Origin of the sequence: Shewanella sp. Isolate7 (assembly GCF_022398425.1) — a bacterium.
GTDB lineage: Bacteria > Pseudomonadota > Gammaproteobacteria > Enterobacterales > Shewanellaceae > Shewanella.
The window spans coordinates 17,317-40,057 of record NZ_JAKEVJ010000035.1; the positions used below are offsets into that span (position 1 = coordinate 17,317).

18 protein-coding genes are annotated in these 22,741 nt (G+C 56.3%); 6 read left to right on the forward strand and 12 right to left on the reverse strand.

The window, feature by feature from the left end; translation table 11 throughout:
• Window positions 1-54: 54 nt before the first annotated feature.
• Complete coding sequence (locus L1D47_RS10615) at window positions 55-3,747, reverse strand: response regulator (protein WP_239884707.1); 3,693 nt, start codon at window positions 3,745-3,747, stop codon at window positions 55-57.
• Window positions 3,748-3,979: 232 nt separating this feature from the next.
• On the reverse strand, window positions 3,980-5,374 hold the full coding sequence (locus L1D47_RS10620; RefSeq protein ID WP_239852782.1) for a PhoH family protein: 1,395 nt from the start codon (window positions 5,372-5,374) through the stop codon (window positions 3,980-3,982).
• A gap of 363 nt (window positions 5,375-5,737) precedes the next feature.
• On the opposite strand from L1D47_RS10620, the gene rapA reads away from it, so the two are divergent.
• Window positions 5,738-8,644: an RNA polymerase-associated protein RapA gene (gene rapA, locus L1D47_RS10625; RefSeq protein ID WP_239884709.1), complete on the forward strand. Its 2,907-nt coding sequence runs from the start codon at window positions 5,738-5,740 to the stop codon at window positions 8,642-8,644.
• A gap of 140 nt (window positions 8,645-8,784) precedes the next feature.
• Entirely contained in the window at window positions 8,785-9,639 is an 855-nt protein-coding gene (locus L1D47_RS10630; RefSeq protein WP_239884711.1) for a DUF3530 family protein, read from the forward strand.
• 11 nt (window positions 9,640-9,650) lie between these two features.
• Here L1D47_RS10630 and L1D47_RS10635 read toward each other — a convergent pair whose 3' ends face one another.
• Complete coding sequence (locus L1D47_RS10635) at window positions 9,651-10,148, reverse strand: YqhA family protein (protein WP_041510868.1); 498 nt, start codon at window positions 10,146-10,148, stop codon at window positions 9,651-9,653.
• A gap of 123 nt (window positions 10,149-10,271) precedes the next feature.
• Window positions 10,272-11,081, reverse strand: coding sequence for a crotonase/enoyl-CoA hydratase family protein (locus tag L1D47_RS10640; RefSeq protein ID WP_239884713.1), 810 nt, complete (start codon window positions 11,079-11,081; stop codon window positions 10,272-10,274).
• A 405-nt stretch (window positions 11,082-11,486) separates the two neighbouring features.
• Between L1D47_RS10640 and L1D47_RS10645 the strand changes: the two genes are divergently transcribed.
• Both L1D47_RS10645 and L1D47_RS10650 read left to right on the forward strand, forming a co-directional pair.
• Window positions 11,487-12,482 (forward strand): response regulator, encoded by a 996-nt coding sequence (locus L1D47_RS10645; protein WP_239884715.1) that lies wholly within the window; start codon window positions 11,487-11,489, stop codon window positions 12,480-12,482.
• 13 nt (window positions 12,483-12,495) lie between these two features.
• A complete protein-coding gene (locus tag L1D47_RS10650) occupies window positions 12,496-13,467 on the forward strand; it encodes a sensor domain-containing diguanylate cyclase (protein ID WP_239884717.1) in 972 nt (323 codons plus the stop codon).
• A 132-nt stretch (window positions 13,468-13,599) separates the two neighbouring features.
• Here L1D47_RS10650 and rraB read toward each other — a convergent pair whose 3' ends face one another.
• The 6 genes from rraB to L1D47_RS10680 all read right to left on the reverse strand — a co-directional run bounded on the left by rraB (window position 13,600) and on the right by L1D47_RS10680 (window position 18,284).
• Window positions 13,600-14,007, reverse strand: coding sequence for a ribonuclease E inhibitor RraB (gene rraB / locus L1D47_RS10655; protein WP_041510865.1), 408 nt, complete (start codon window positions 14,005-14,007; stop codon window positions 13,600-13,602).
• A gap of 24 nt (window positions 14,008-14,031) precedes the next feature.
• Window positions 14,032-14,766 carry a 1-acylglycerol-3-phosphate O-acyltransferase gene (locus L1D47_RS10660; protein ID WP_041510864.1) on the reverse strand — a complete coding sequence of 245 codons (735 nt, stop codon included), beginning with the start codon at window positions 14,764-14,766 and terminating at the stop codon, window positions 14,032-14,034.
• Between the two features lie 235 nt (window positions 14,767-15,001).
• The gene (locus L1D47_RS10665; protein ID WP_239884719.1) at window positions 15,002-15,793 is read right to left on the reverse strand and encodes a metal ABC transporter permease; all 792 of its coding nucleotides are present in this window, start codon (window positions 15,791-15,793) and stop codon (window positions 15,002-15,004) included.
• 57 nt (window positions 15,794-15,850) lie between these two features.
• Entirely contained in the window at window positions 15,851-16,762 is a 912-nt protein-coding gene (locus tag L1D47_RS10670; protein ID WP_239884721.1) for a zinc ABC transporter substrate-binding protein, read from the reverse strand.
• On the reverse strand, window positions 16,746-17,945 hold the full coding sequence (locus tag L1D47_RS10675; protein WP_239884723.1) for a hypothetical protein: 1,200 nt from the start codon (window positions 17,943-17,945) through the stop codon (window positions 16,746-16,748). Before L1D47_RS10675 ends, L1D47_RS10670 begins: the two co-directional genes overlap by 17 nt.
• A 78-nt stretch (window positions 17,946-18,023) precedes the next feature.
• Window positions 18,024-18,284 (reverse strand): ABC-type zinc uptake system zinc chaperone, encoded by a 261-nt coding sequence (locus L1D47_RS10680; protein WP_239852798.1) that lies wholly within the window; start codon window positions 18,282-18,284, stop codon window positions 18,024-18,026.
• A gap of 294 nt (window positions 18,285-18,578) precedes the next feature.
• Here L1D47_RS10680 and L1D47_RS21150 point away from each other — a divergent pair, with 294 nt between their 5' ends.
• Window positions 18,579-18,704: a hypothetical protein gene (locus tag L1D47_RS21150; RefSeq protein WP_268747965.1), complete on the forward strand. Its 126-nt coding sequence runs from the start codon at window positions 18,579-18,581 to the stop codon at window positions 18,702-18,704.
• Between the two features lie 66 nt (window positions 18,705-18,770).
• Here L1D47_RS21150 and L1D47_RS10685 read toward each other — a convergent pair whose 3' ends face one another.
• Entirely contained in the window at window positions 18,771-19,106 is a 336-nt protein-coding gene (locus L1D47_RS10685; RefSeq protein ID WP_239884724.1) for a hypothetical protein, read from the reverse strand.
• Window positions 19,107-19,229: 123 nt separating this feature from the next.
• Between L1D47_RS10685 and L1D47_RS10690 the strand changes: the two genes are divergently transcribed.
• Window positions 19,230-20,852 carry a mechanosensitive ion channel family protein gene (locus L1D47_RS10690; RefSeq protein WP_239884726.1) on the forward strand — a complete coding sequence of 541 codons (1,623 nt, stop codon included), beginning with the start codon at window positions 19,230-19,232 and terminating at the stop codon, window positions 20,850-20,852.
• Between the two features lie 68 nt (window positions 20,853-20,920).
• Here L1D47_RS10690 and L1D47_RS10695 read toward each other — a convergent pair whose 3' ends face one another.
• A complete protein-coding gene (locus L1D47_RS10695; protein ID WP_239884728.1) occupies window positions 20,921-22,615 on the reverse strand; it encodes a formate--tetrahydrofolate ligase in 1,695 nt (564 codons plus the stop codon).
• Between the last annotated feature and the right edge of the window lie 126 nt (window positions 22,616-22,741).

Genomic DNA, 22,741 nt, shown 5'->3' on the forward strand with positions numbered 1-22,741 from the left:
GGCCATAAAAAAAGGGGCCTAAGCCCCTCTCTTGTAACATCTTCACCGCCAAATTTAGTGACGCACTATCCACTGAGCCAGGGTGTCGAACAGCTCGTTGAGCACTATGGGCTTAGTGATGTGGGCGTTCATGCCCGCCGCCAGGCTCTTCTCGCGATCACCCGACATGGCATGGGCCGTCATGGCGATCACCGGCAGCTCCTCCTTGGTGTAGCGCTTACGCAGCTCCTTGGTGGCCGTCAGACCGTCCATCACAGGCATCTGAATATCCATCAGCACGGCGTCATATTGCTTGGCGTCCACCATGTCCAGGGCGACCTGGCCGTTTTCGGCCACATCTACCTCGTAACCCGCGCTCTTAAGCAGCTCGGTGGCCACCTGTTGGTTGATGAAGTTATCTTCCACCAGCAGGATCTGCCCAGATCCCGTGGCCTTGCCTTCCACCGGTAGGGCCGCCGCAGGATTGCTCTTAGACTTGTCGATGAAGGCTGAGATGATCTCGTCAAACAGGGCCGAGGCCTTGAAGGGTTTCTGCAACATGGCGTAGATGTCGAGATCGTCCAGATCCTCCTTGAGCGGCTCCGAGGCGTAGGCGGTCATCATGATGATCACCGGGCGCTTCTCCAGGCGACCATCGGCCACCATGGCGTCCAGGGCCTTGATCACCTCGACCCCATCCATCTCAGGCATCATCCAGTCGAGCAGCAGTAGATCCACCGGCCTGTGCTCCAGCTTGTACAGGGCCTCGGCACCGTTAGAGGCGGTATCCACGTCGAAGTGGAAGTCGCGCATGGCGGTCGAGTAGATCTGCAACGCCGTCTGGTTGTCGTCCACCACCAGTGTCTTCAGGTTACCTATCACCTCGGGCACGATAAGAGGTTTCACCTCGGCCTCTTCGGCGATCTCGAAGCTGATGGTAAAGCTAAAGGTACTGCCAACCCCCAGCTCACTCTGCACCTGCATGGTACCGCCCATCATGGAGACCAGATGCTTGCTGATGGAGAGACCCAGGCCAGTGCCACCGTACTTGCGGGTAGTCGAGCCATCGGCCTGGGCGAAGGCGTCGAACAGGCTCGCCTGCTGCTCCTTGCTGATCCCTATGCCGGTGTCGCGCACCCAGAACTTGAGGGTGATGCGATGATCCCGCTCGCCCACGTCTTCACAGCCCAGCTCGATTTCGCCGCTCTGGGTAAACTTGACCGCGTTGCTGAGCATGTTGATCAGCACCTGCCCCAGACGCAGGGGATCCCCTTCGAGGATAAGCCCGGCGGTAACAGGGGCGTAAAGCAGCAATTCGACACCCTTCTCCTGGGCCTTGAGGGCGTTGAGGTCCAGGGCATGATCCAGCACCTTGTCCAGCGGGAAGGCGACCCGTTCCAGCTCCAGCTTACCGGCCTCGATCTTGGAGAAGTCGAGGATGTCGTTGATGATGCGCAACAGAGATTGCGCCGAGAAGCCCGCCTTATCCAGGTAGTCCGCCTGCTGCGGCGTCAGCTGAGTGCGGCTGGCCAGTTGCAACATACCGATAATGGCGTTCATCGGCGTGCGGATCTCGTGGCTCATGTTGGCCAGGAACTCACTCTTATACAGGTTGGCCGATTCGGCGTCCTGCTTGGCCTCCAGCAGCGCCACCTCGTTGCTCTTATGGCGGGTAATATCCTTGTGGGTACCCACCATACGCTTAGGCTGGTTGTCAGAGGTGAACTCCACCACACGGCCACGACTGAGTACCCAGTGATACATGCCGCTCTTGCCGCGCATACGGAATTCGATGTCATAGGCGCCGATAGGATCCGCCAGATACTGCTCGCGGTACTCCTGCACCCGAATACGATCGTCCGGATGCACCAGCTCGTCAATGGTCGACACCAGGGCCGGGAATTCGTTGCTCTTATAGCCGAGCATAGAGTAGTAGGCCGGATTACAGATGATCTGCTCAGAATCCAGATACCAGTCCCATAGGCCATCTTCTACCGCGTCCATCGCCAGGTGATAACGCTCCTCCGACAGCCTGAGCTGCTCGGCGGATTCATATTCACGGGTCACGTCACGCCACACGGCGATAAGGCCCAGCAGTTCGCCGCGGCGGTTGTAGAAAGGCAGCTTGAGGGTGTCCAGCAGCACGGGCTTGCCCGCCAGCTCCACCTTCTCCTGATACCTCAGCGGCGTGCGCTCGGACAGGACCCGCTCATCTTCGGCGCGGATCCGCATCGACTGCTCGTTGCTGGTCATCGCCTGGGAATCCTGGCCGATCATCTCGCTCTCGGTGTAACCCAGCATGCGCTCGGCCGACTTGTTACAGCCCAGGTATTTACCCTCTTTATCCTTGAAGATGATCGCCTCAGGGATGGAGTCCAGCAGGGAGCGCAGCAGGGCATATTCCCGCTCGCGCCGCTCTGTGGTCTCCTTGAGACGCTCGGTGCGCCGCGCCACCAGGTTATCCAGGCGACGGTTCTGCTCGGCCAGATGGCGGGTATACTGCTGGTTTTCTTCGAAGATACGACTCACCAGCTGGAACCATGGCTCCCAGCCCTGGGTGATCTTGGCCGGTGGCTTGCGCGGCTCCTGAGAGCAGCCCTCGAGGTGCGACAACAGGCGCGACGCCGGGTTAACGAAGGAGCGGCGGGTCTGCCAGTGCACTATGGTCACCAACACAGACAGGGCGATCACCACCAGCAGGAAAGTCAGCTCCAGCTTCTCCCAGGAATCCTTAAATAGCTCGTTCTCGTCCTGCAGGTAGAGCAGGCGCCAGGGGGCGTTTTGCAGCGCCACCGAGTGGATATAGTAGCCGTTGCGCATGATCCCCTCATGGGCATCGAACAGCTCTGACTCGGGCACCGAATGCAGCGCCGAGGGGATCTTCTGGCTGATATGGAACACCCGGTTGATGTCGGCGGCGTCGATATCGCTGTGGGAGAGAATATTGTTTTGCTGATCCAGCAGAATAACCGTGCCCGGCATCTTGAAATAGAGGCGGATCTGCTTGTCCAGGGAGGAGAGGGTCATATCCAGGTTGATGGAGCCGATAAACTCATCTTCCAGATAGATGGGCACACCGACAGTGGTTAGCAGCCCCTTGCCGTTAGGCTCCACATAGGCGGGGCTCCAGGCCACGCTGCGCTGTGGATTCATGGCGGGGGTGACCAGCTGGAACTGCTGCTTCTTCAGCAGCTCGTCGCGAAAGCGTTGTTCGTCCGAGGGCCAGGGATAGTAAGACATCATCCTGTGTTTGGAGATGTAGTAGATGGAGGAGGCCTTGGGCGCCGCCTGTCGGGCGACCGGGAAGGAGAGGGAGAGCTCGAACAGCATCTCCAGCTCCTGATAAAACTTGTCGCTGCGACCGTTGAGGGAGCCCGCCCCGGTGATCCGCCCCATGTTGGTGAAGGGCTTGCCGCTCTGGGCATAGCTGGGCTCTAGGGTAAAGAACTGGCCGCTCTCGTTAAACTTCTCATACTGGGGCAGACGGTCGGTACGCACCAGCTCGCCCAGACGCAGGTGATCCACCGCCACGTTGCGCAGGCTCTTCACCGCGCGGATGCTGGATTCCAACAAAAGGTCGATCTGCAACACGTGACGCTCGACTAGCTCTTCGCGCTGCTGCATCATCTGGGTCTTTTGTCGCTCGAAGAAGATCCAGGCCGTCAGCAACGCCATGATGATCACGCCGATATAGGTATAGAAAACCGCGCGATTGTAGTTTTTTTGAATCGGAGACTTAAGCTGTAAGTCCGGCTCTGTCGACTTCATTGATTACCTTTGAAAACAAGCATCTGCCCTTGGGGTTAACCTGAGCGGCGCATCATATTCTGCATATAGTATCAGGAAGCCAGCCCAATGGAATACAAAGGGGAGTCGCTTTTGCCAGAATGATCTCAGTTGGCTTGGGCAGACAAATTGATGCAGTTGCCTAGCGCTGCGCTTTCTTTAGACAAAAGACTCCACCCTGGGAGTCTTTTATCGTCATTGACCGTCTAAGCGGCTATAGGTTTTCCTCGGCAAACTCGGCCAGGCGAGAGCGCACCACGCCGTTGAGGTAGACGTTGGCACTGCCATCGAAATTTTTAAAGCGCTCGACGATATAGGTGAGCCCCGAGGTCACCGCCGTCAGGTAGTTAGAATCGATCTGCGCCAGGTTACCGCTACAGATCAGCTTAGTCCCCTCGCCCATACGGGTGATCATCGTCTTGATCTGCGAGGCGGTCAGGTTTTGACACTCATCCAGCAGGACCACAGAGTTCTGTATCGAGCGTCCACGCATGAAGTTAATCGACTTAAACTGTATGTTGGCCTTGTCCATGATGTAGTTCATGCTGCCGCTGGGGTTGACGTCATGCTTGTGTAACACCTCCAGGGTATCTGTGATGGCCGCGAGCCAGGGCGCCATCTTCTCCTCTTCGGTGCCGGGCAGGAAGCCGATAGATTCGGCGATCTCTGGCGTGTTACGGGTGACGATCACCTTATCGTAGAGGCCCCGCTCCACCACCATCTCCAGCGCCGCCGCCATGGCCAGTAGCGTCTTACCACAGCCGGCTGGGCCGGTGAGGATCACCAGATCGATATCGGGATCCAGCAGCGCCTGCATCGCCATTCCCTGGTAGATATTTTTGGGCTTGATGCCCCAGGCGTCCAGGTTGAGCAGGCGATCACGGCCAAGATCCAATATCTCCAGATCCTCGTCGTTATTGCTCAAGACCCGGCCACAGAAGTTAGAGTCTTCGTCGATAAGGTATTGGTTGGTATAGAAGTTCTCTTCACCCACTTCCCTAACCGGCACCCTATGCACCGTATGGCGTCCCTGAGTCTCTGTGTTGACATGTTCCTTGCGCGCCCAGAAATCCCCCTCAAACTGGTGAAAACCTTTGGTGAGGAAGCGAATGTCGTCGATCAGCTGGTCGGTGCGGTAGTCTTCGACCAGATTAATGCCGGCGCCCTTGGCCTTGAGGCGCATGTTGATATCTTTGGTCACCAGCACCACATGGCGTGGGGCAAACTGCTTCTGCAGATGCAGGGCGGTGTTGATGATGCGGTTGTCGTTGTTGTCACCGGGCAGGGATGCCTGGGTAAATTCGAGTTGATGGTCGGGGAAGATAGAGAGGGAACCTACTGCGTCACCGTGTCCTTCGCGTTTGGGTAAGGGCACCCCGCTGACAATCTCTTCTGGGGTGGTTTGCCCACCGAGTATATCTTCCAGTGCGCGAATGGCGACTCGGGCATCTCGGCTAATATCTCGTTTCCTGTCTTTGATCTGATCCAACTCTTCAAGGACAGTCATGGGGACTACGACATCATGCTCCTTAAACGAATAGATGGCTAAGGGTTCATGCAGTAACACATTGGTATCCAGTACAAACAACTTCTTGTCGTCTTGTTCCATGGCGCCTCCACTTGTGCGTAGGGTGTTATATTTGTAGTCAAGCAAACTGAGCGGGTAATTAGCCTCCTTCTCTATCAGTATAGTGACGCGCAACAAAGCACTTAGCGGTTAAATCCATACTGACACCAAAATCTCACGGCTTCAACGGAAACTTGCCCAGAAAATCGCCCGACCCAATTTGAGACTGGTGGCCTAAAATGACATTAAGATGACAAGGTGGGTGCCAGCCGATCCGATTGGATAATTTGTAATCTTTAGGCTTTTTAACGAGGCAAATACGGGTCAGATGTGTTCGACATCAAAGCCTCGATTGGATAACATACGCGCCCTTTCGTGATTCACCCTGTAGATGAGAATTTGTAAATGCCCTTTTCCTTAGGTCAACGTTGGATTAGTGATACCGAATCGGAACTCGGTTTAGGTACTGTCATTGGACTCGAAGGCCGTATGGTCACCCTGATGTTCCCCGCCACTGACGAAAACCGCATGTTTGCCCGCGACGATGCCCCGCTAACCCGAGTGATCTATAACCCCGGCGATATCATCGAGAGTCACGAAGGCTGGAGTCTCAAGGTCAGCGAAGTCGAAGAGAAGAACCAGCTGGTGATCTACCACGGTATCCACACGGAAACCGGTGAGGAGGTCAGCCTGCGCGAGACCCTGCTCAACCACAATATTCGCTTCAACAAGCCCCAGGACAGGCTGTTTGCCGGCCAGATCGACCGTCTCGACAGATTTGGCGTGCGCTACCAGAGCCAGCTACTGCGTCACAAGCTGGCCACCTCAGATCTGCTGGGCCTACAGGGTCCCCGTGTCGGCCTGATCCCCCATCAGCAGTGGATTGCCCATGAAGTGGGCCAGCGCTTCGCGCCGCGCGTACTATTGGCGGACGAGGTAGGCCTAGGTAAGACCATCGAAGCCGGCCTCATCATTCACCAGCAGCTGCTGACCGGCCGCGCCGAGCGTATCCTGATCATAGTGCCAGACACACTGCGCCATCAGTGGTTGGTGGAGATGCTGCGTCGTTTCAACCTGCGCTTCTCAGTATTCGACGAAGACAGATGCGTCGAGGCCTATGCCGACCACGACAACCCCTTCTACACCGAACAACTGGTGATCTGCTCGCTGGAGCTGCTGCGTAAGAAGAAACGCCTGGATCAGGCACTGGATGCCGACTGGGATCTCATGGTGGTCGACGAAGCCCACCACCTGGAGTGGACCGAAGAGGAGCCGAGCCGCGCCTATCGCGTGGTCGAGGCCCTGAGTGAAGTGGTCCCCGGCGTGCTACTGCTGACCGCGACTCCGGATCAGCTGGGCCACCAGAGTCACTTCGCCCGTCTGCGCCTGCTGGATCCGGATCGCTTCTACGACTATCAGGCCTTCCTCAAAGAGGAGGAGAGCTACAAAGAGGTGGCCAGTGCTGCCGATGCCCTGGCCAGTGGCAAGCGTCTGCCCAACGAGGCCGTTGCCAGCCTGACCGAGCTACTCAACGAGAAAGATATCACCCCGGCGCTACGTCTGATCGAAGACGAGAGTGTCGATGATGACCAACGCGAGCAGGCCCGCAGCGAGCTGCTACAGGAACTGCTGGACAGACACGGCACCGGCCGAGTGCTCTACCGTAACAGCCGCGCCTCGGTGAAGGGCTTCCCGACCCGTATCTTCAATGCCCATCCGCAGACCATGCCGACCCAATACGAGACCGCCGCCCGCGTGTCAGAGATGATGGGTGGCCAGACTGATCTCACCGCCAAGGTGAAACAGGCGCTGAGCCCGGAAAAACTTTATCAGGCGTTCGAGAGCGATAGTGCCAGTTGGTGGAAGTTCGACCCTAGGGTCGACTGGTTGATCGATTTTCTCAAGAATCATCGCAGCAAGAAGGTGCTGATCATCGCCAGCCAGGCGGAGACCGCCCTGAGCCTGGAAGAGGCGCTGCGTACCCGCGAGGGCATTCAGGCCACAGTATTCCACGAAGGCATGTCGATCATAGAGCGCGACAAGGCGGGCGCCTACTTTGCCCAGGAAACCGGCGGCGCCCAGGCGCTGATCTGTAGCGAGATTGGCTCAGAGGGCCGTAACTTCCAGTTTGCCAGCCATCTGGTGCTGTTCGACCTGCCGCTGAACCCGGATCTGCTGGAGCAGCGCATCGGTCGTCTGGACCGTATCGGCCAGGCCAACGATGTCGAGATCCACCTGCCCTACCTGGCGGGCACGGCCCAGGAAAACCTGATGAACTGGTACCACAAGGGACTGAACGCCTTTGAGCAGACCTGCCCGACTGGCCATATTCTGTTTAACGAGTTTTCCGACGAGCTGCTGACCCAGCTGGTGTATCGCGACGAAGATCAGTTCACCCAGCTGCTCAACCACACCCAGACCCGTTACAAGGCGCTGAAGAAGGCGATGGAACAGGGCCGCGACAAGCTGCTGGAGATCAACTCCCACGGCGGCGCCAAGGCGCAGAAGTTGGTGGATAGTCTGGCGGCCCGCGACCAGGACACCCAGCTGATTGCCTCGGTGATCCGCCTGTGGGACATCATAGGTGTCGAGCAGGAAGACAGCGGCGAGAACGCCATCGTGCTGCACCCGAGCGAGCATATGATGTTCCCCACCTACCCTGGCCTGCCGGAAGATGGTATTACCGTGACCTTCGACCGAGAGATGGCGCTGTCCCGCGACGATATCGCCCTGATCACCCAGGAGCACCCGCTGGTACAGACGGGTCTGGATCTGATCACCTCCTCCGAGACAGGCACCACCAGCGTGGCCGTGCTCAAGAATAAGGCCCTGCCGGCAGGCACAGTCTTTCTTGAGCTGATCTACATGGCCGATGCCTCGGCGCCGCGTTCGAGCCAGCTCTACCGCTACATGCCGCCTACCCCGGTTCGCGTATTGCTGGACAAGAATGGCAACAACCTGTCGGAGAACGTCAGCTACGAGAGCTTCGACAAGCAGCTGAGCGCGGTCAACCGTCATATCGCCAGCAAGCTGGTCAACGCGTCGCAGACCATACTGCACCCGCTGTTTGCCAAGGGTGAAGCCTTTGCCGAGGCGGCGATGAAACAGCAGACCGAAGAGGCCAGCGCCAGGATGACTCAGCAGCTCACCGCCGAGCTGGAGCGTTTGGAGGCCCTCAAGGCCGTTAACCCCAACATCCGTGACGAGGAGCTGGAGCATCTGAGAAATCAGATGGTCGAGCTGGGCAACTACCTAGATGGCTGCCAGCTGCAACTGGACGCCGTGCGTCTGGTCCTAGTCAGCCACGCCTAATTCCAGTCATGCATAAGTCTCTCCCTATGGCACCGACCCTGGTCGGTGCCAGCTTCTTTCGCATTTTATCGCCATTGGCAAGCACTTAGGCTTATACTGACGCCATAGTCAAAGTTAACGCCAGATGACCCAATAAACCGATGAATCTACGCACCACACTGCTTATCCTTACCCTGTTTCCCCTGATGGCTCTCGCCCAGCGCAATACCATGCAAGACTATGATTACCTGCCGCCAACCGAGGTGGCTAAAATCACGGTCGAGGGCACAGAGCAGCCGGTATTGGTGCGCCCCTGGCAGGGACGAAATCAGTATGGCGCGGCGGTATTGTTAGGGGATCTGGGCGAGGATGCCGACCCAGAAGGCCTGCTCGCCTTTCTCAGACGCGATCTCACGCCTAAGGGCTGGGCGACCCTCAGCATAGGTGCGCCCCAGGGTGCATCACAGCCCAACCATATCACGGATGCCGGTGAGATCCCCAAGCCCGGCGAGGCGCAGCTCGGCCAGAAGCGCGATCAGAGCCTGCCCAAATACAGCCTGGAAGATTGGACCGCTTTACGGGAGAAACAGAAAACCGCCCTGAGTCAAACCCTGGGACAGCTCGACGTTTTGGGGAAGGCGTATCCGGGTAAGCGGATGCTTATCGTCAACGGCCAGAGTGCCGGCCTGGTTATCGAGATGCTGACCGCCACCGCGCTACCGAGCCCGGATCTGCTGGTGGTGATCAATCCCTATCTGGAACTTGAGGCGGAGAATCGGGATCTGGCAGGCAAGCTGGCTAAGCTCGAGCTGCCGGTATTGGATATTCAATCCCCCGACGGGCTACCGGCCTCGCTGGCAACTCAAGATACCCGCAAGGCCCTCTCCCCCATGGGGCAGCCACTGCGTTATGAGCAGCAGCGACTGGCGTTAAACCTGGATCAGCCCACAGCCTGGCAGGAGGTACTGATCCTAGTTCAGGGCTTCGCCCAGCGTATCCTACGGGCCTATCCCTAAGGCTTAGAGGTTTACTTCTTGTCTTTACTCAGCATCAGCGCCAGGGCGATCAGCACGACTATGATGCCCATATAGAGCAACTCCAACATGGAGGTCGGCTTCATCTCGGTAAAGTAGGAGAACACCTTAATGATCAACATCATGAGGATCACTTTACCCAGCTTACTCTTGAGCGAGTCTATGCTGCTGATCACTAAGATCTTGCCACCGGCGACACTGTCTTCCGCCGCCTGCAGGTTACTGATAAACAGCTCATAGAGGCCAAAGGCAAAGATAAGCAGCACAGACCCTAGCAGGAAGGTATCTAAGATCTCCACCACCACCATCACCAGGTCGTTACGTACCTCGTAACTGCCGCTGATCACATAGTCCCACAGCAGGTCGACCATGTGGATCACATCCTTGATGCCCATGACAAACACCACAAGGGCCGCCAGCACACAGGCAAACACCCCTATCATCACTGAGAGGCGGCTACTCCAGAGAAATCGTTCAAACCCTTGTCGCATTATCCAGCTTTCCTTTATCAAAATTTTGGCAGCAGGATACTAGCGAGCCTCGGGGGGTTCGTCTCGCCGGGCGAGAGGTAGTGTGAAGCCGATCACATTGAAAATCTTTTGCGACTCATTCAGTTAGCGCCACCAGGGCTGACGCGGCTGGTAACGACGCTCAGGATCTTTGGTCTGACGCAGGGCGGCAATCAGCCGGTTCTTGCCCACAAGCAGACGCACCTGACTCAGGGACTCACGGGCCAGCAGGCTACGCTCACCGGCGCGCCAACTCTTGTTGATGCTGAACTTGATCGCCGCATTGGCATCAGGCGAGGTGTTGGCCAGTCGATGTGCCAAGGCCTCTGCGGCCTCCCGCGGCGCCTCGCTCACCTGAGTCACCAGGCCATAGGCCTTGGCCTGCTGGGCGTCGATCACCTCGGCCGTCATGGTGAGCTGCATGGCGATATCCTTACCCACTAATTCTCGCAAACCGACTAAACCGGCCATATCAGGCACCAGTCCCCACTTGGCCTCCATGATAGAGAGGCGACAGTCTGGCGCGGCGATACGCATATCCGCCCCTAAGGCTATCTGGGTACCGCCGCCATAGCAGATCCCCTCGAGCACGCAGATCACAGGCACAGGCAGTCGGCGCCAGCCGATCGAAACCCGCTGCGCCAGATTGGCATTACCCGGCAACCACTTAAACAGCAACTTAAACGCCTGCATCGGCGACTTCATCACGCTGGCCACATCCAGGCCGGAACAGAAGTTACCGCCGCTGCCGGTTAAGATCACCGCCCGTACATCCCGGCGCTTGGCGATATGCTTCTGCACCTTAACGATAGATTCGAACAGTTCATAGTTAAGGGCGTTGTACTTTTCCGGCCGTGACAGTTCTACCCAGGCGATGCCTTCGGCTATGGTCAGGGTGACGTTGGGGTGTTGCATTCCTTTACTCCTCAATCGCTGCGCTTAAACTCTGCTACTGGTCAGTCCAGAAGGGAATGTAACACATTTGGCAAATATCCCTAAAAGATATAACATGAGTCCGTTTTTTGACTGGCGTCAAAATATTGCCACCCAAGAGTTTACGGTTGTTAATCAAGCTGATAGATAATAACCTTTGGACAGAGTTTGTCATTTACCTGCTCCCGCTACCCGCGCCAAGCTGGCTCGGATACCTAGAGGTCGGGTAAATGTCCCGGTAAATGCATCAGCAACAAGCCCCGTTAATCCCTGTCGTTACCAAAGACAAAACCGATAAAACTGCCTCAGGATGAAGCTTTTAGCCACCAAGCAAGTGATTTGGTGTTATCTTCTAGTAATGAAGGCAGATTAGGATGTTATAACTAGATGTCGATCCCCGTACTCATATGCGATGACTCCGCACTCGCTCGCAAGCAGATGGCCAGGACCCTGCCCAAGGAGTGGGATGTCGAGATCACCTTTGCCAACAATGGCGCCGAAGGTATCGAGGCGATCAGGGCCGGTAAGGGCGAAGTGGTCTTTCTCGACCTCAACATGCCGGTGATGGATGGCTACGAGGTACTGGAAACCATTCAGAAAGAGGATCTGCCCGCCCTGGTTATCGTGGTATCGGGCGACATTCAGATCAAGGCCCACGAGAAGGTGAAGGCCCTGGGTGCGCTGGACTTTATTCAGAAGCCTGTCAGCGCCGATGCCATCAGCAATATCCTCCAGGAATACGGCATACTCACCATCGCCCTGGGCGAGCAAGAAAGCGACAACCCCATGATCGAGGTGGATCTGCGCGATGCCTGTCAGGAGGTCGCCAACGTGGCCATGGGCCGCGCCGCCGATCTGCTGGCCAAGCTGCTGGATGTCTTCGTGCTCTTGCCCATCCCTAACGTCAACGTGCTGGAAGTCAGCGAGCTCACCATGACCCTCAAGGCCACCGAGCGCTACAGCACGGTATCGGCCCTGTGTCAGGGCTTTATCGGCGCCGGAATTGCCGGCGAGGCGCTGCTGCTGTTTCACGACTCCTCCTTTCAGGACATGGCCAAGCTGATGGGACTGGCAAACCCTGAGGATGCCAATACTGAGATAGAGGTGATGATAGACACGGGCAACGTGTTGATCGGCGCCTTCCTCAGCGGCATCTCAGAGCAGCTGCACATGAAATTCAGCCAGAGCCATCCCGTGGTGCTGGGGCGCCACTGCACGGTGAACGACCTGATCCACGACAACTCGGAGAAATGGTCCCGCACCCTGGCGATGGAGATCAACTACCGCATCGAAGGCCATGATATTCAATGCGATCTCCTCTTGTTATTTACCGAAGAATCTTTGCCGACGCTTAACTATAAGCTGGGCTATTTGCTGGATTAAGTTGGATCAAGATATGCCATATGACCAAAGCGCGATGAACGAACTCCACTGGCTAATCGATATGGTGCAGACCATAGAGGTCGGCCTGGTCGTGTTGGATCGCGATTACAACATCCAGCTCTGGAATGGTTTCATGGAGAACCATAGCGGCATCTCACCCAACTCCATCAAGGGCAAGTACCTGTTCGATCAGTTCAACTACCTGCCGGCGACCTGGCTGAAACAGAAGATGGAGTCTGTCTTCCTACTGAAGAATCGCGCCTTTATCAGCTGGGAGCAGCGCCCCTATGTATTCAAGTTCGGCAACTATCGTCCCATCACGGGCCGCGCCGACTTCATGTACCAGAATGTGACCCTGCTGCCGCTCTCCTCGCTCACCGGCCAGATCACCCATATCAGCATGATCATCTATGATGTCACCGATGTGGCGATCAACAAGCTGCAGCTCAAGGCCGCCAACGAGCGCCTGGAACACCTGAGCCAGACAGATGGATTGACCCAACTGCATAACCGCCGCCACTGGCAGCTGTGTATGCAGAAAGAGTTCGACCGCCATGCCCGCTATGGCGAACCCACCACGCTGGTGATGTTCGACATCGACCACTTTAAACGCATCAACGACACCTACGGCCATATTGCAGGTGATAAGGTGATCCAGCATGTGTCCCATATTCTGCGTCAGTCCCTGCGGGACACAGACTGCGCCGGCCGCTACGGCGGAGAGGAGTTTTCCGTGGTGCTGTCGAACACCAATGCCGAGGCGGCACTGCATTTTGCCGATCGTCTGCGGGAGAAGATTGAAGCCTCGGAGCTGAGATTCGAGAGCGCCATCCTTAAGGTGACGGTGAGTATCGGCATCTGCGGCATAGACGAACACCTGAGCAACAGCGCCCAGTGGCTGGGTCAGGCCGACAGCGCCCTCTATCAGGCCAAGCAGCAAGGACGCAACTGCTGCGTCATCTTCGAGCCTGGCGAGGCAGACTAGCCCGCCACGACTAAGCGATAAGTGTTAAATGGCAAGAGGTCACAGCGCGGCCGTCACAGCCAGGCCATCACAGACACAAAAAAAGCCCATCATAGATGGGCTTTTTAATGGCAGCTGCTAAATGGAAACAGCTTAATGGAAGCGAGAGTCTTCCTCTTCATACTCCTCGTCGTCACCTTCCATATCGTCGCCGATAAAGTAGGTGCCCCAGCCGTCGTAATCCACCTTCAGCTTAGCCGCCAGCTGGATCAGATCTTCACAGGCCTTGTCCAGCAAAGCCACGTCGAGTTTATGGTAGGCGATAGCATCGAAACAGAAGAGCACTGAGCCGTCTTCCAGCTCCATCTCTTCGGCATCGTTTACCTCGAAACCCATCTTAAAGGCTTCTACCGCCGCCTTCTCCAGACGGTCGAAGTTAGTGGCCGAGAAGTGATGTTCAATGGTGTATTCGGCATCGGGCTCAGAACCATCGGCAAGAATCGCGTCGACGATCTCCTGGTTTTCCTGTTTCTGTTCCTGCAACTGACGTTCTGTAGACATGGATCTCTCCGAATAAAAGTGTTCTTAATTAATTGCTTTCTTGGCCATCAGGGCGCTGGCTTCCTGATTCAGCTGAGCCAGCTTCTCCGCCATCATGGCATGAATCCGAGTCGATAGCTCTTTTACCTGCGACTTAGCCAGGCCTTTGGTCTCTATGGGATCCATCATCTCGATGATCACCACGCCGTTATTCCAGCGGTTAAGCTTAATATGTTCCTGATTCGAAGCCAACACAGGCACCATGGCAACACCGGCCTCGATGGCGGTATGGAAGGCGCCCGCCTTGAAAGGCAGCAACCCCTTACCCCGTGAACGCGTGCCCTCGGGGAAGATCCAGATAGAGAGGCACTTATCTTTAATCTTCTTCGCGGTCTGCGCCATGGTCTCGAAGGCGCGGTTACGGTTCTTACGGTCGATCAATATGTTCCCAGACAACCAGTAGATCTGGCCGAAGAAAGGGATCCACGCCAGGCTCTTCTTACCCAGGCTGACAGTGCCTTTAGGCACGGCGGCCGTATGGGTAAACATATCGAAATTGTTCTGATGGTTAGCCAGGAAGATACAGGGCTCGCTGCGTTCCACCTTGGGCTTGCGTACCACGACCTTGACCCCTAAGACAGGCGCGGCCCAGGAAAATATCTTAGCAAACAGATGAACATTGTCTCTATGGCGGGGGCGCAGCAGACAATAGAGGCCACCGAAGACAAAGGCCAACAACAACATGATGGCTAAGATCAGAGATCTGAAGATTAACAGCACAACTTACTCCTGTGATTTCAGTGGCGACATTATAGCAGCAGGCCTTTTGACTTACACCTGTCGTCTTAGGGCCCCAAAGGGCTTACAGCATACCTGGCGAGTGTTAACGATATAAGTCATGGAATTAACAGTGAAAAAACATCGCCTCAACGGAACGCAGCCAAGAAAAAAGCGGGAGAGTGCCTGTTGTACCCTACCCGCTCATCTCTCAAGCACCTCGTCTTTATCGACTTTTCTAGTTAGCGCTAACCTTCGTAATCGAACTTTCCCTCATTAGACGAGGCTGTAACAGACGAAACGCCACTGTGCTGACCGCCAGGGTCGCCACAATCGCCGCGCCGCTCGGCAGGTCGAAACTGGCAGACAGCAACAGGCCTATGCCATAGCCCAACAGACCCACCAGATAGGCCAGCGGCCATTTGCCCCTGCCGCGCAGCTTGTTAACCGCCAGCGCCGGCAGGATAAGGGAGCTGAACACCAGATAGACGCCCACCAGCTCTACCGACAGGGTGATCACTAAAGCAAACAACAGATAGAAACCGGCGCCATTGAGTATGGCCGGGCGCAGGGCGATGATCGCCAGCACCAGCGCAGACACCACGGCAGGCAGAATCAGCTGTGACCAGTTCACCCAGAGGATCTGGCCGGACATCAACTGCTTAAGCATCTCTGCGCCGTGGGGATCGTTTGACAGCAGTAACATGGCCGCCACCGCCGACAACACATAGAAGCAACCTATGATCGCCTCCAGCTCGTTGGCCATCCGCTTGGCCAGCCGGGCGATAAACCCTGCCCCCAAGAGGGCAAACAGGGCCGGCATCCAGACCGTCACATAGGCTAGATGCTCCAGCTCGTGGTTGGTATGAGCGATGATGGCCCCCAGCGCCGCCACCTGGGCGATCGCCAGGTCGATGAAGATGATGCCGCGCTTGAGCACCTGACTGCCCAGCAGCACATGGGTTGAGAGCACCAAGATACCCGCGGCGAAGGCGGGTAGCAGGATAGATAAGAGATCGAGATCAAACATGATTGAGTACCAAAAAACGAACAACGGCGCCCCATGGGGCGCCGGATATAAGCCAGGCTAGCGATTCACACCCAGCAATAACTGGATAACGCTGTCGTACAGGCCGAAGAGGTCCTGTGCGTCATCGTTACCGCCGACCGACATGGGCAGATTCACCACTGACAGGCTGGTGCGCTCACCGAGCCACTTGGCCCCGCGCTCATCCTGATAGGAGGCGACTATGATGGCCATCACATCCCCCTGACCGGCACGCCCCTGCAGGCTTGCCAGGTGACCCGTGCTCGGCGGTAGCCCCGGCTTGGGCTCGAGATCCCCCACCTGCTCCATGCCTAACCAGTTGAACAGGTAGCGGAAGCTGGTGTGATAGGCGATCACCTTCTTGCCCTGAAGCGGCGCCACCTGTGACTGCCAGCGGCCTATCGCCGCCTGCCAGCGCAGACTGAAATCGGCCAGGGCCGACTCGTAGCCCGCTGCATTATCCGGATCGAGCGCTACCATCTTGGCCGACAAGGCCTTAGCCACCTGGAGCAGGCGCTCGGGGTCGAAGTGCAGGTGTGGATTACCCTGGGCATGCACATCACCCATGCTGCGATCGACCTGGGCCAGCTGATCCAGCGTCTGGATATGCTCGGCGGCAAAGAAGAGCCCCTTGTCGGTGGAGCGCACCTGGGCGTTAGCCGATTTCATCTGCAACATGGGCAACCAGCCCACCTCGAGATCGGCACCGGCACATACGGCCAGATCCGCCTGGCGCATCTTGGCGATCAGGCTAGGCCTGGCCTGAACCTGATGCGGGTCCTGCATCGCGGTCGTCGCGGCGTACACCTTAGCATCCGGCGCCAGCTCCTTGGATAGCGCGGCATATTCAGGCTCGCAGGCAAAGATATTGAGTTTCGCCTGTGCTCCACAGGCAAAGCTGAGTGCCAGCGCCGCAACGCCGGCCTTTAAGTAATTAGAATTGATGCGCACCGTGAGCCCCCAGAGTCATAACATATTGAAGTGTAATGACGTTATCGTCGGTGATGCCGTCAAAGTTAGTGCCCTGCTGATTGGTATATTGTAGACGCACGGTCGAGAAATAGCTGTGGTGCCAGGCCAGGCTCACCTCTGTCTCTTTCAGTTTCTGTGCATCGAAATGCTCATCGTGCAAAAGATGTGTATCGACCTGACCGTATCTCACGCCCGCCGACCAATTTGGCGAGAACTGATATACAGAGCTAAGGTACCAACCGGTGTGAGCATCCGGCTTTGAGGTATCGTGATCGTCAACCAGGTCATGGCCGTGCTCCTCGAGCGGCGCATAATCGCTGACGCGGAAATACTCGCCGCTCAGGGTTAGATGCTGATACTTGTAGTTACCCTGTGGTGCCCACTTATAGACGAAGTCTGCGATATAGGTGTTCTCACCCGTGTATCTAGCCCCATGACTGTGGTCATGATCGTGCTCTTCTTCGGCCACCACGGCTTCTTCATGCTCCTCATGGGCAGTGAGACGGCCGTTCTCGTTACGCAGGTAACTCAGGCCCAGCATCCAGGAACTGCTGACACCTATATCGCCACCCAGCTTAGTGTAGGCGGTGTAGACGCCGACGTTCTTAAACTCGCGCTCACCGTGCTCATCTTCGGCGCGCATGCTGTCGCCCTTGAAGGCCTCGATACCCATGGTCCAGTAGAGGTCGGTCGGCGCGACATAGTCCAGACGCACACCGTCATCGAAATAATGGCTGCCGAGGAAGGCGCGATAGGCTGCGGGGCGATCCGAGAAGGCATCTGTGTGCACATGCTGATTGTTGAGATAGCCTACATCCGACAGGAAACGACCGCCTCGCATCGAGAAACCATAGGGCATGCCCAGAGTCTGGATGAAGGCCTCCTCCAGCCCCACCTCGGTCTCGCCGTCATGGACCTCAATCACCGAGGTCAGCTTGCCGTAGAACATGTCATCTATGTTGGCGCTCAGTGCCAGCTCGGTATGGCCCAGACCAAAGCCTTCGACCCGCTCGGCCATTGGACGCTCGGCGTTCTGATAATAACCATCGAGTACGGCGCTAATAGCAGGATTCGTCAGGGTAGGATCCGCCGCAAAACTTAGGTTTGGCAAAAAGGCACAGGCAAGTGCTACCGCCGACAGACGGGCATCGAAATTCATCATAATGTCTCCAAAAAAACAGCTAAACGACTCTGCTGCCAAGGGGGCGCAGAGTATTAATCATCTTAAGTTTTTGAGGTATTACGATAAGGCGGGCGGGGCGCGACTTTGAAAATAGTCGACATGAACGGCTGCAAGCGCAGTAGACTCTCGCAGCGGCACTTCCACCGAGAGAGTGGGCAGGCTAAAGCTGAACTCGCCGACCGGCAAGACGCTGTTAAGCTGCAGTTTTTGAATACACAGGGTACAGTGAGTCGTCGCCCCGTCGTCCAGATGTTCGAGGCTATGTGCCGGGGCGAGCACAGACAAGCAGAACAATACGGCACTAAGCCATATCGCCACTCCTCTTACTTTTGCTCTTACCGATATTGCCATGAGATCAACTGGAACCATTCAAATTCCGACCAAGTTTAGGGATAAGAGTGATGAAGTCAAGCCACAATTGACGCCCGCTCGAGCGGGAATGTAACAAAAGTTATTGGAAAATTTTACTTAGGCGCCACGCCAAAGCGTGGCCCACATCACGGCCAGATTGGCTAAAATTAAGTCTGACTTAAGTTAGTGACACTAAGATTATAGCCATAGTGGCTATCGGCTACCAACTCTTCCCATTCAAGGTTAAAGGAAATGCGCTCTATGAAGGAATTTTTTCGCGAAAATTTCAAAATGCTGTTCTGGACCACGATCTTTATCGTCGCCATCCTGGGCGGGATCTATTACGTCGAAGCGGCGCTCGAGGCCCAGGTTCAAGTCATAGATTAAGATGGCGAGCGCTAAGCCAAGATAAACCCGGCATCTTCTTAGCTGGCTTTCACCAGCCAGCTCATCTCAGCGATACTTCTGTCGCTGCTCGCTGTCATCCACCTCTTGCCTCGGCGGCGCTTGAATCACCTTGAGGTGATCCATCATGTGGCTCACCAGCAATATCATCACGGCAAATATCGCCACAGGCGTAGTCAGGTTGCGCCAGTCAGGCAAGAAATAGCCCAGGACCAGCATCAGCAGGCCTAGATAGAAGCCGAGTATTTTCAATCGCATCAATATGGCACTTCGCCCTAGCCAAGCCTCGCAGTGGGGGCATTGGATCTGCGCATCCAGCCCCTTGCCCCGTTGGGCATCGACCTGAGCGGCGGGAAACGAATGACTACAGTGAGGACAAAGCACAACAAACTCTCAAATAACGACAAAGAGTGCTAGTCTACCAGATTGAACCGCCGCGCGTTGTGAATTTACAGCGCAGATGGAACAGATTATGATCCAGCGATTAGCTAACACAGGACGGATAATATGTTACGCACCTTAGCCCTGGCGCTGGTGACTATGATGGCGCTAGCCCATCTTCCCGCCACCGCCGATGAAGCCCTCCAGACACCTCAGCCCCTGACCGAACTGACTCAACTGCAACAGACCATAGATTTAGACATCGCTAAACTTGGCAATACCAATGGTGAGATGAAGCAGTTCATCGAGTATCGCATCAAGGAACACGCCAATCAGGTCCATGACAAGTTCAAGGTGCTGATGAAGCAGCAACCGCTGGATAAGGCTGCACTTCTGCCGCTACTGCAGAAGCATCTGGCCTTCATCGATAAGGTGGCCGACTACTACGCCGCCGATATCGACCAATTTAAACAACAACTTGGCAGCGATAATGACACGGGTGTCATGTATAAGCTGGCCATGCGGGATCGTCAGCGCGACGAGATCCTCGGCGCTAAATACGAGACCCTCACCTGGCTAGATGAGCTAGGCGAAGACACTCAGGCCATCAAGACCCAACTCACAACCCAGCTACTCAGGCGCTCAGACATGCTCAACAGCCTGGTGCATTTCACCCAGGACAAGCTCAAGTTGGCCGTCGATGAGGCGGCTAAGGCGGGTAAGGATGTCACTGCCGAGCAGACCGCTCTGGTCACCAATCTCAACGAGCGACTCAGCCTCACCAGCGCCAGCCTGTCGGTGGCGATTGAGCTGCTTGACGCCCTGAGCCAGGACACCACAGTGCTAAAACAGACCCTGTTTAGCATCTCAGGGGATATCACCCAGGATGTGCTCAATGTCGACGTGGCCAGCAACCTGCTGGATCAGTGGTGGAACAAGGCTAAGAATCAGTTGCTGGATAACGGCCCAGGGCTGCTATTCAAGCTGTTTGTCTTCCTGCTGATCCTCTTTTTGGCCCACCTGGCGGGCAAGGCGGTGCAGCGCATCTTCAAGAAGATGGTCAGCAACTCTAAGCTGAAATTCAGCAAGCTGCTGCAAGACTTCTTCATCTCCCTGTCGGGTAAGACGGTATTTGCATTGGGTCTAATGATCGCCTTGTCTCAGCTGGGCTTCGAGCTTGGCCCACTACTGGCGGGCTTCGGCGTCGCGGGTGTCATCATAGGCTTCGCCCTACAAGATACCCTGTCCAACTTCGCCTCGGGCATGATGATCCTCATCTATCGCCCCTATGATGTGGGCGACCTGATCAACGCCGCGGGCGTCACCGGCAAGGTGAGCCAGATGAGCCTGGTCTCCACTACCATCAAGACCCTGGACAACCAGCGCCTGATCATCCCCAACAACAAGATCTGGGGTGATACCATCAACAACATCACGGTAGAGCATCAACGCCGCGTCGACATGACCTTCGGCATTGGCTATGGCGACAACATAGAACACGCCGAACAGGTGCTGCGCGGCATAGTCGAAGAGCATCCAAAGGTGCTCAAGCAACCAGAGCCGACGGTGAAGCTGCATCTGCTGGGCGAGTCTTCGGTGGATTTCGTGGTGCGCCCTTGGGTCAAGCCGGAAGATTACTGGGATGTGTACTGGGACATCACCCGCGCGGTGAAGATGCGCTTCGATCAGGAAAAGATCTCCATTCCTTTCCCACAGCGCGACGTGCATATCTATCAGACAGAAAAATAGTCGCTCACATAAAAACGCCTGCTATTGCAGGCGTTTTTTTATCTCACTAGGCCGATAACCCACCCGCCTTAGGCCAGTCCGGTGATCTCCCCCTGCTCATCGATATCGATATTAAGGTAGCCTGGGCGTATTCCCAGCCCCGGCATTGTCATCACCTGCCCCACCAGCGCCGTGATAAAGCCGGCGCCGGCATTGAGTTTCAGCTCGGCGATGGGTAACTCAAACCCCTGCGGTGCCCCCTTGAGCTTAGGATCATGGCTGACCGACATGGGCGTCTTGGCGATACACAGCGCCAGCTTATCGAATCCATGGCGTTGCAGCTGAGCCAGCTGGGCCTTAGCCTTTTCAGATAGGCTGATGCCTCCGGCGCCATAACCCGCCTCGGCGATGGTCAGCAACTTGGCCTCGATGGACTGCTTGGTCTCATAGAGATAACGGAACTGGCTCGGCTGCTCTGTGGCGCGCACCACGGCCTCGGCTAATGCCACGGCGCCCTCGGCGCCCAAAGAGAAGGCTTCGCAGACCTCACAGGCAAACACCCCCTCTTGCAGCACGCGGGCCTTGAGCCAGTCCAGCTCCTCCTGAGTATCCTCGGCGAAACGGTTAATCGACACCACCAGCGGCAGGCCATACTTGGCCACATTGTTGATGTGCCAGCTTAAGTTGGCATAGCCGGCGGCGAGCTTGTCCATCTCGCTTCCCGCCTGGGGATCATGGGACTTGAGCGCCTTAATCGTTACCACTAACACAGCCGCATCCGGCGCATTGCCCGACTGACGCGTCTTGATGTTACAGAATTTCTCGAAGCCCATGTCGGAGCCGAAGCCTCCTTCGGTCACCACGACATCCGCCAGCCTCAGGGCGATATCGTCGGCGATGACCGACGAGTTGCCGTGGGCGATATTGGCGAAGGGGCCGGCGTGGATCAGACAAGGGGCGCCGCTTAGCGTCTGCATGAGTGTCGGCGAGATGGCCTGACTCATGATGGCCGTCATGGCGCCAGCCACGCCGAGATCTTCGGCGCTGATATAGTCGCCCTGTTTATTCTGCGCCAGCACGATACGGCCGATGCGGGCACGCAGATCCTTAAGATCCCGGCTCAGCGCGAGAATCGCCATCAGCTCGGAGGCGGCGCTGATATCGAAGCCTCCCTGATGCACAGGGCCGTTGACCTCGCCCAGGCCAACCATGATGGTACGTAGGCTGCGCTCGTTCTGATCCACCACACGGCGCCATAAGATCTTCTCGGGATCGATATCCAAAGGTGCTAGCCCGGATTGCTCGAAAAAGGCATCACCGCCCAGGCGCTGCTCGTGATACAGGCGGGCATCGATGGCCGCTGCCGCCAAGTTATGGGCACTGGTCACCGCATGTATGTCACCGGTCAAGTGCAGATTCAGGTCTTCCATGGGCACCACCTGAGCCAGGCCACCACCGGCGGCGCCGCCCTTGATACCAAATACCGGGCCCATGCTAGGCTGGCGGATACAGACGCAGCTCTTCTTGCCTATCGCCTGTAAGCCCTGAGTCAGGCCTATGCTGGTGACCGTCTTGCCTTCGCCAAAGGGGGTCGGCGTGACTGCGGTGACTATCACTAACTTGCCTTGTTTGTTATCTTTAATTCGGTTTGTGATAGCCAGATCTACCTTAGCCTTGGTCCTGCCATAGGGGCTTAATTCATGGGGCAAGATCCCGAAGGCAGTGGCAATGTCTTCTATGGGTTGCAAGCTGGCTTGGCGTGAAATTTCGATGTCAGTCAGCATGTAGCGCTCCTACAATAAATAAGCATGAAAAAAGGCGAGCTGGTGCGAATATAGAGGAAATGGTGATCATTACAAACCTATTCATTGTCGCTGACGACATTAATTAAGGATTTATGAATCTAAATC

Excerpts from the sequence above, each read along its gene's own strand:
- L1D47_RS10615 (WP_239884707.1), bottom strand. The coding sequence starts at position 3,747 with ATGAAGTCGACAGAGCCGGACTTACAGCTTAAGTCTCCGATTCAAAAA.
- L1D47_RS10620 (WP_239852782.1), bottom strand. The coding sequence starts at position 5,374 with ATGGAACAAGACGACAAGAAGTTGTTTGTACTGGATACCAATGTGTTA.
- rapA (WP_239884709.1), top strand. The coding sequence starts at position 5,738 with ATGCCCTTTTCCTTAGGTCAACGTTGGATTAGTGATACCGAATCGGAA.
- L1D47_RS10630 (WP_239884711.1), top strand. The coding sequence starts at position 8,785 with ATGAATCTACGCACCACACTGCTTATCCTTACCCTGTTTCCCCTGATG.
- L1D47_RS10635 (WP_041510868.1), bottom strand. The coding sequence starts at position 10,148 with ATGCGACAAGGGTTTGAACGATTTCTCTGGAGTAGCCGCCTCTCAGTG.
- L1D47_RS10640 (WP_239884713.1), bottom strand. The coding sequence starts at position 11,081 with ATGCAACACCCCAACGTCACCCTGACCATAGCCGAAGGCATCGCCTGG.
- L1D47_RS10645 (WP_239884715.1), top strand. The coding sequence starts at position 11,487 with ATGTCGATCCCCGTACTCATATGCGATGACTCCGCACTCGCTCGCAAG.
- L1D47_RS10650 (WP_239884717.1), top strand. The coding sequence starts at position 12,496 with ATGCCATATGACCAAAGCGCGATGAACGAACTCCACTGGCTAATCGAT.
- rraB (WP_041510865.1), bottom strand. The coding sequence starts at position 14,007 with ATGTCTACAGAACGTCAGTTGCAGGAACAGAAACAGGAAAACCAGGAG.
- L1D47_RS10665 (WP_239884719.1), bottom strand. The coding sequence starts at position 15,793 with ATGTTTGATCTCGATCTCTTATCTATCCTGCTACCCGCCTTCGCCGCG.
- L1D47_RS10675 (WP_239884723.1), bottom strand. The coding sequence starts at position 17,945 with ATGATGAATTTCGATGCCCGTCTGTCGGCGGTAGCACTTGCCTGTGCC.
- L1D47_RS21150 (WP_268747965.1), top strand. The coding sequence starts at position 18,579 with ATGAAGGAATTTTTTCGCGAAAATTTCAAAATGCTGTTCTGGACCACG.
- L1D47_RS10690 (WP_239884726.1), top strand. The coding sequence starts at position 19,230 with ATGTTACGCACCTTAGCCCTGGCGCTGGTGACTATGATGGCGCTAGCC.
- L1D47_RS10695 (WP_239884728.1), bottom strand. The coding sequence starts at position 22,615 with ATGCTGACTGACATCGAAATTTCACGCCAAGCCAGCTTGCAACCCATA.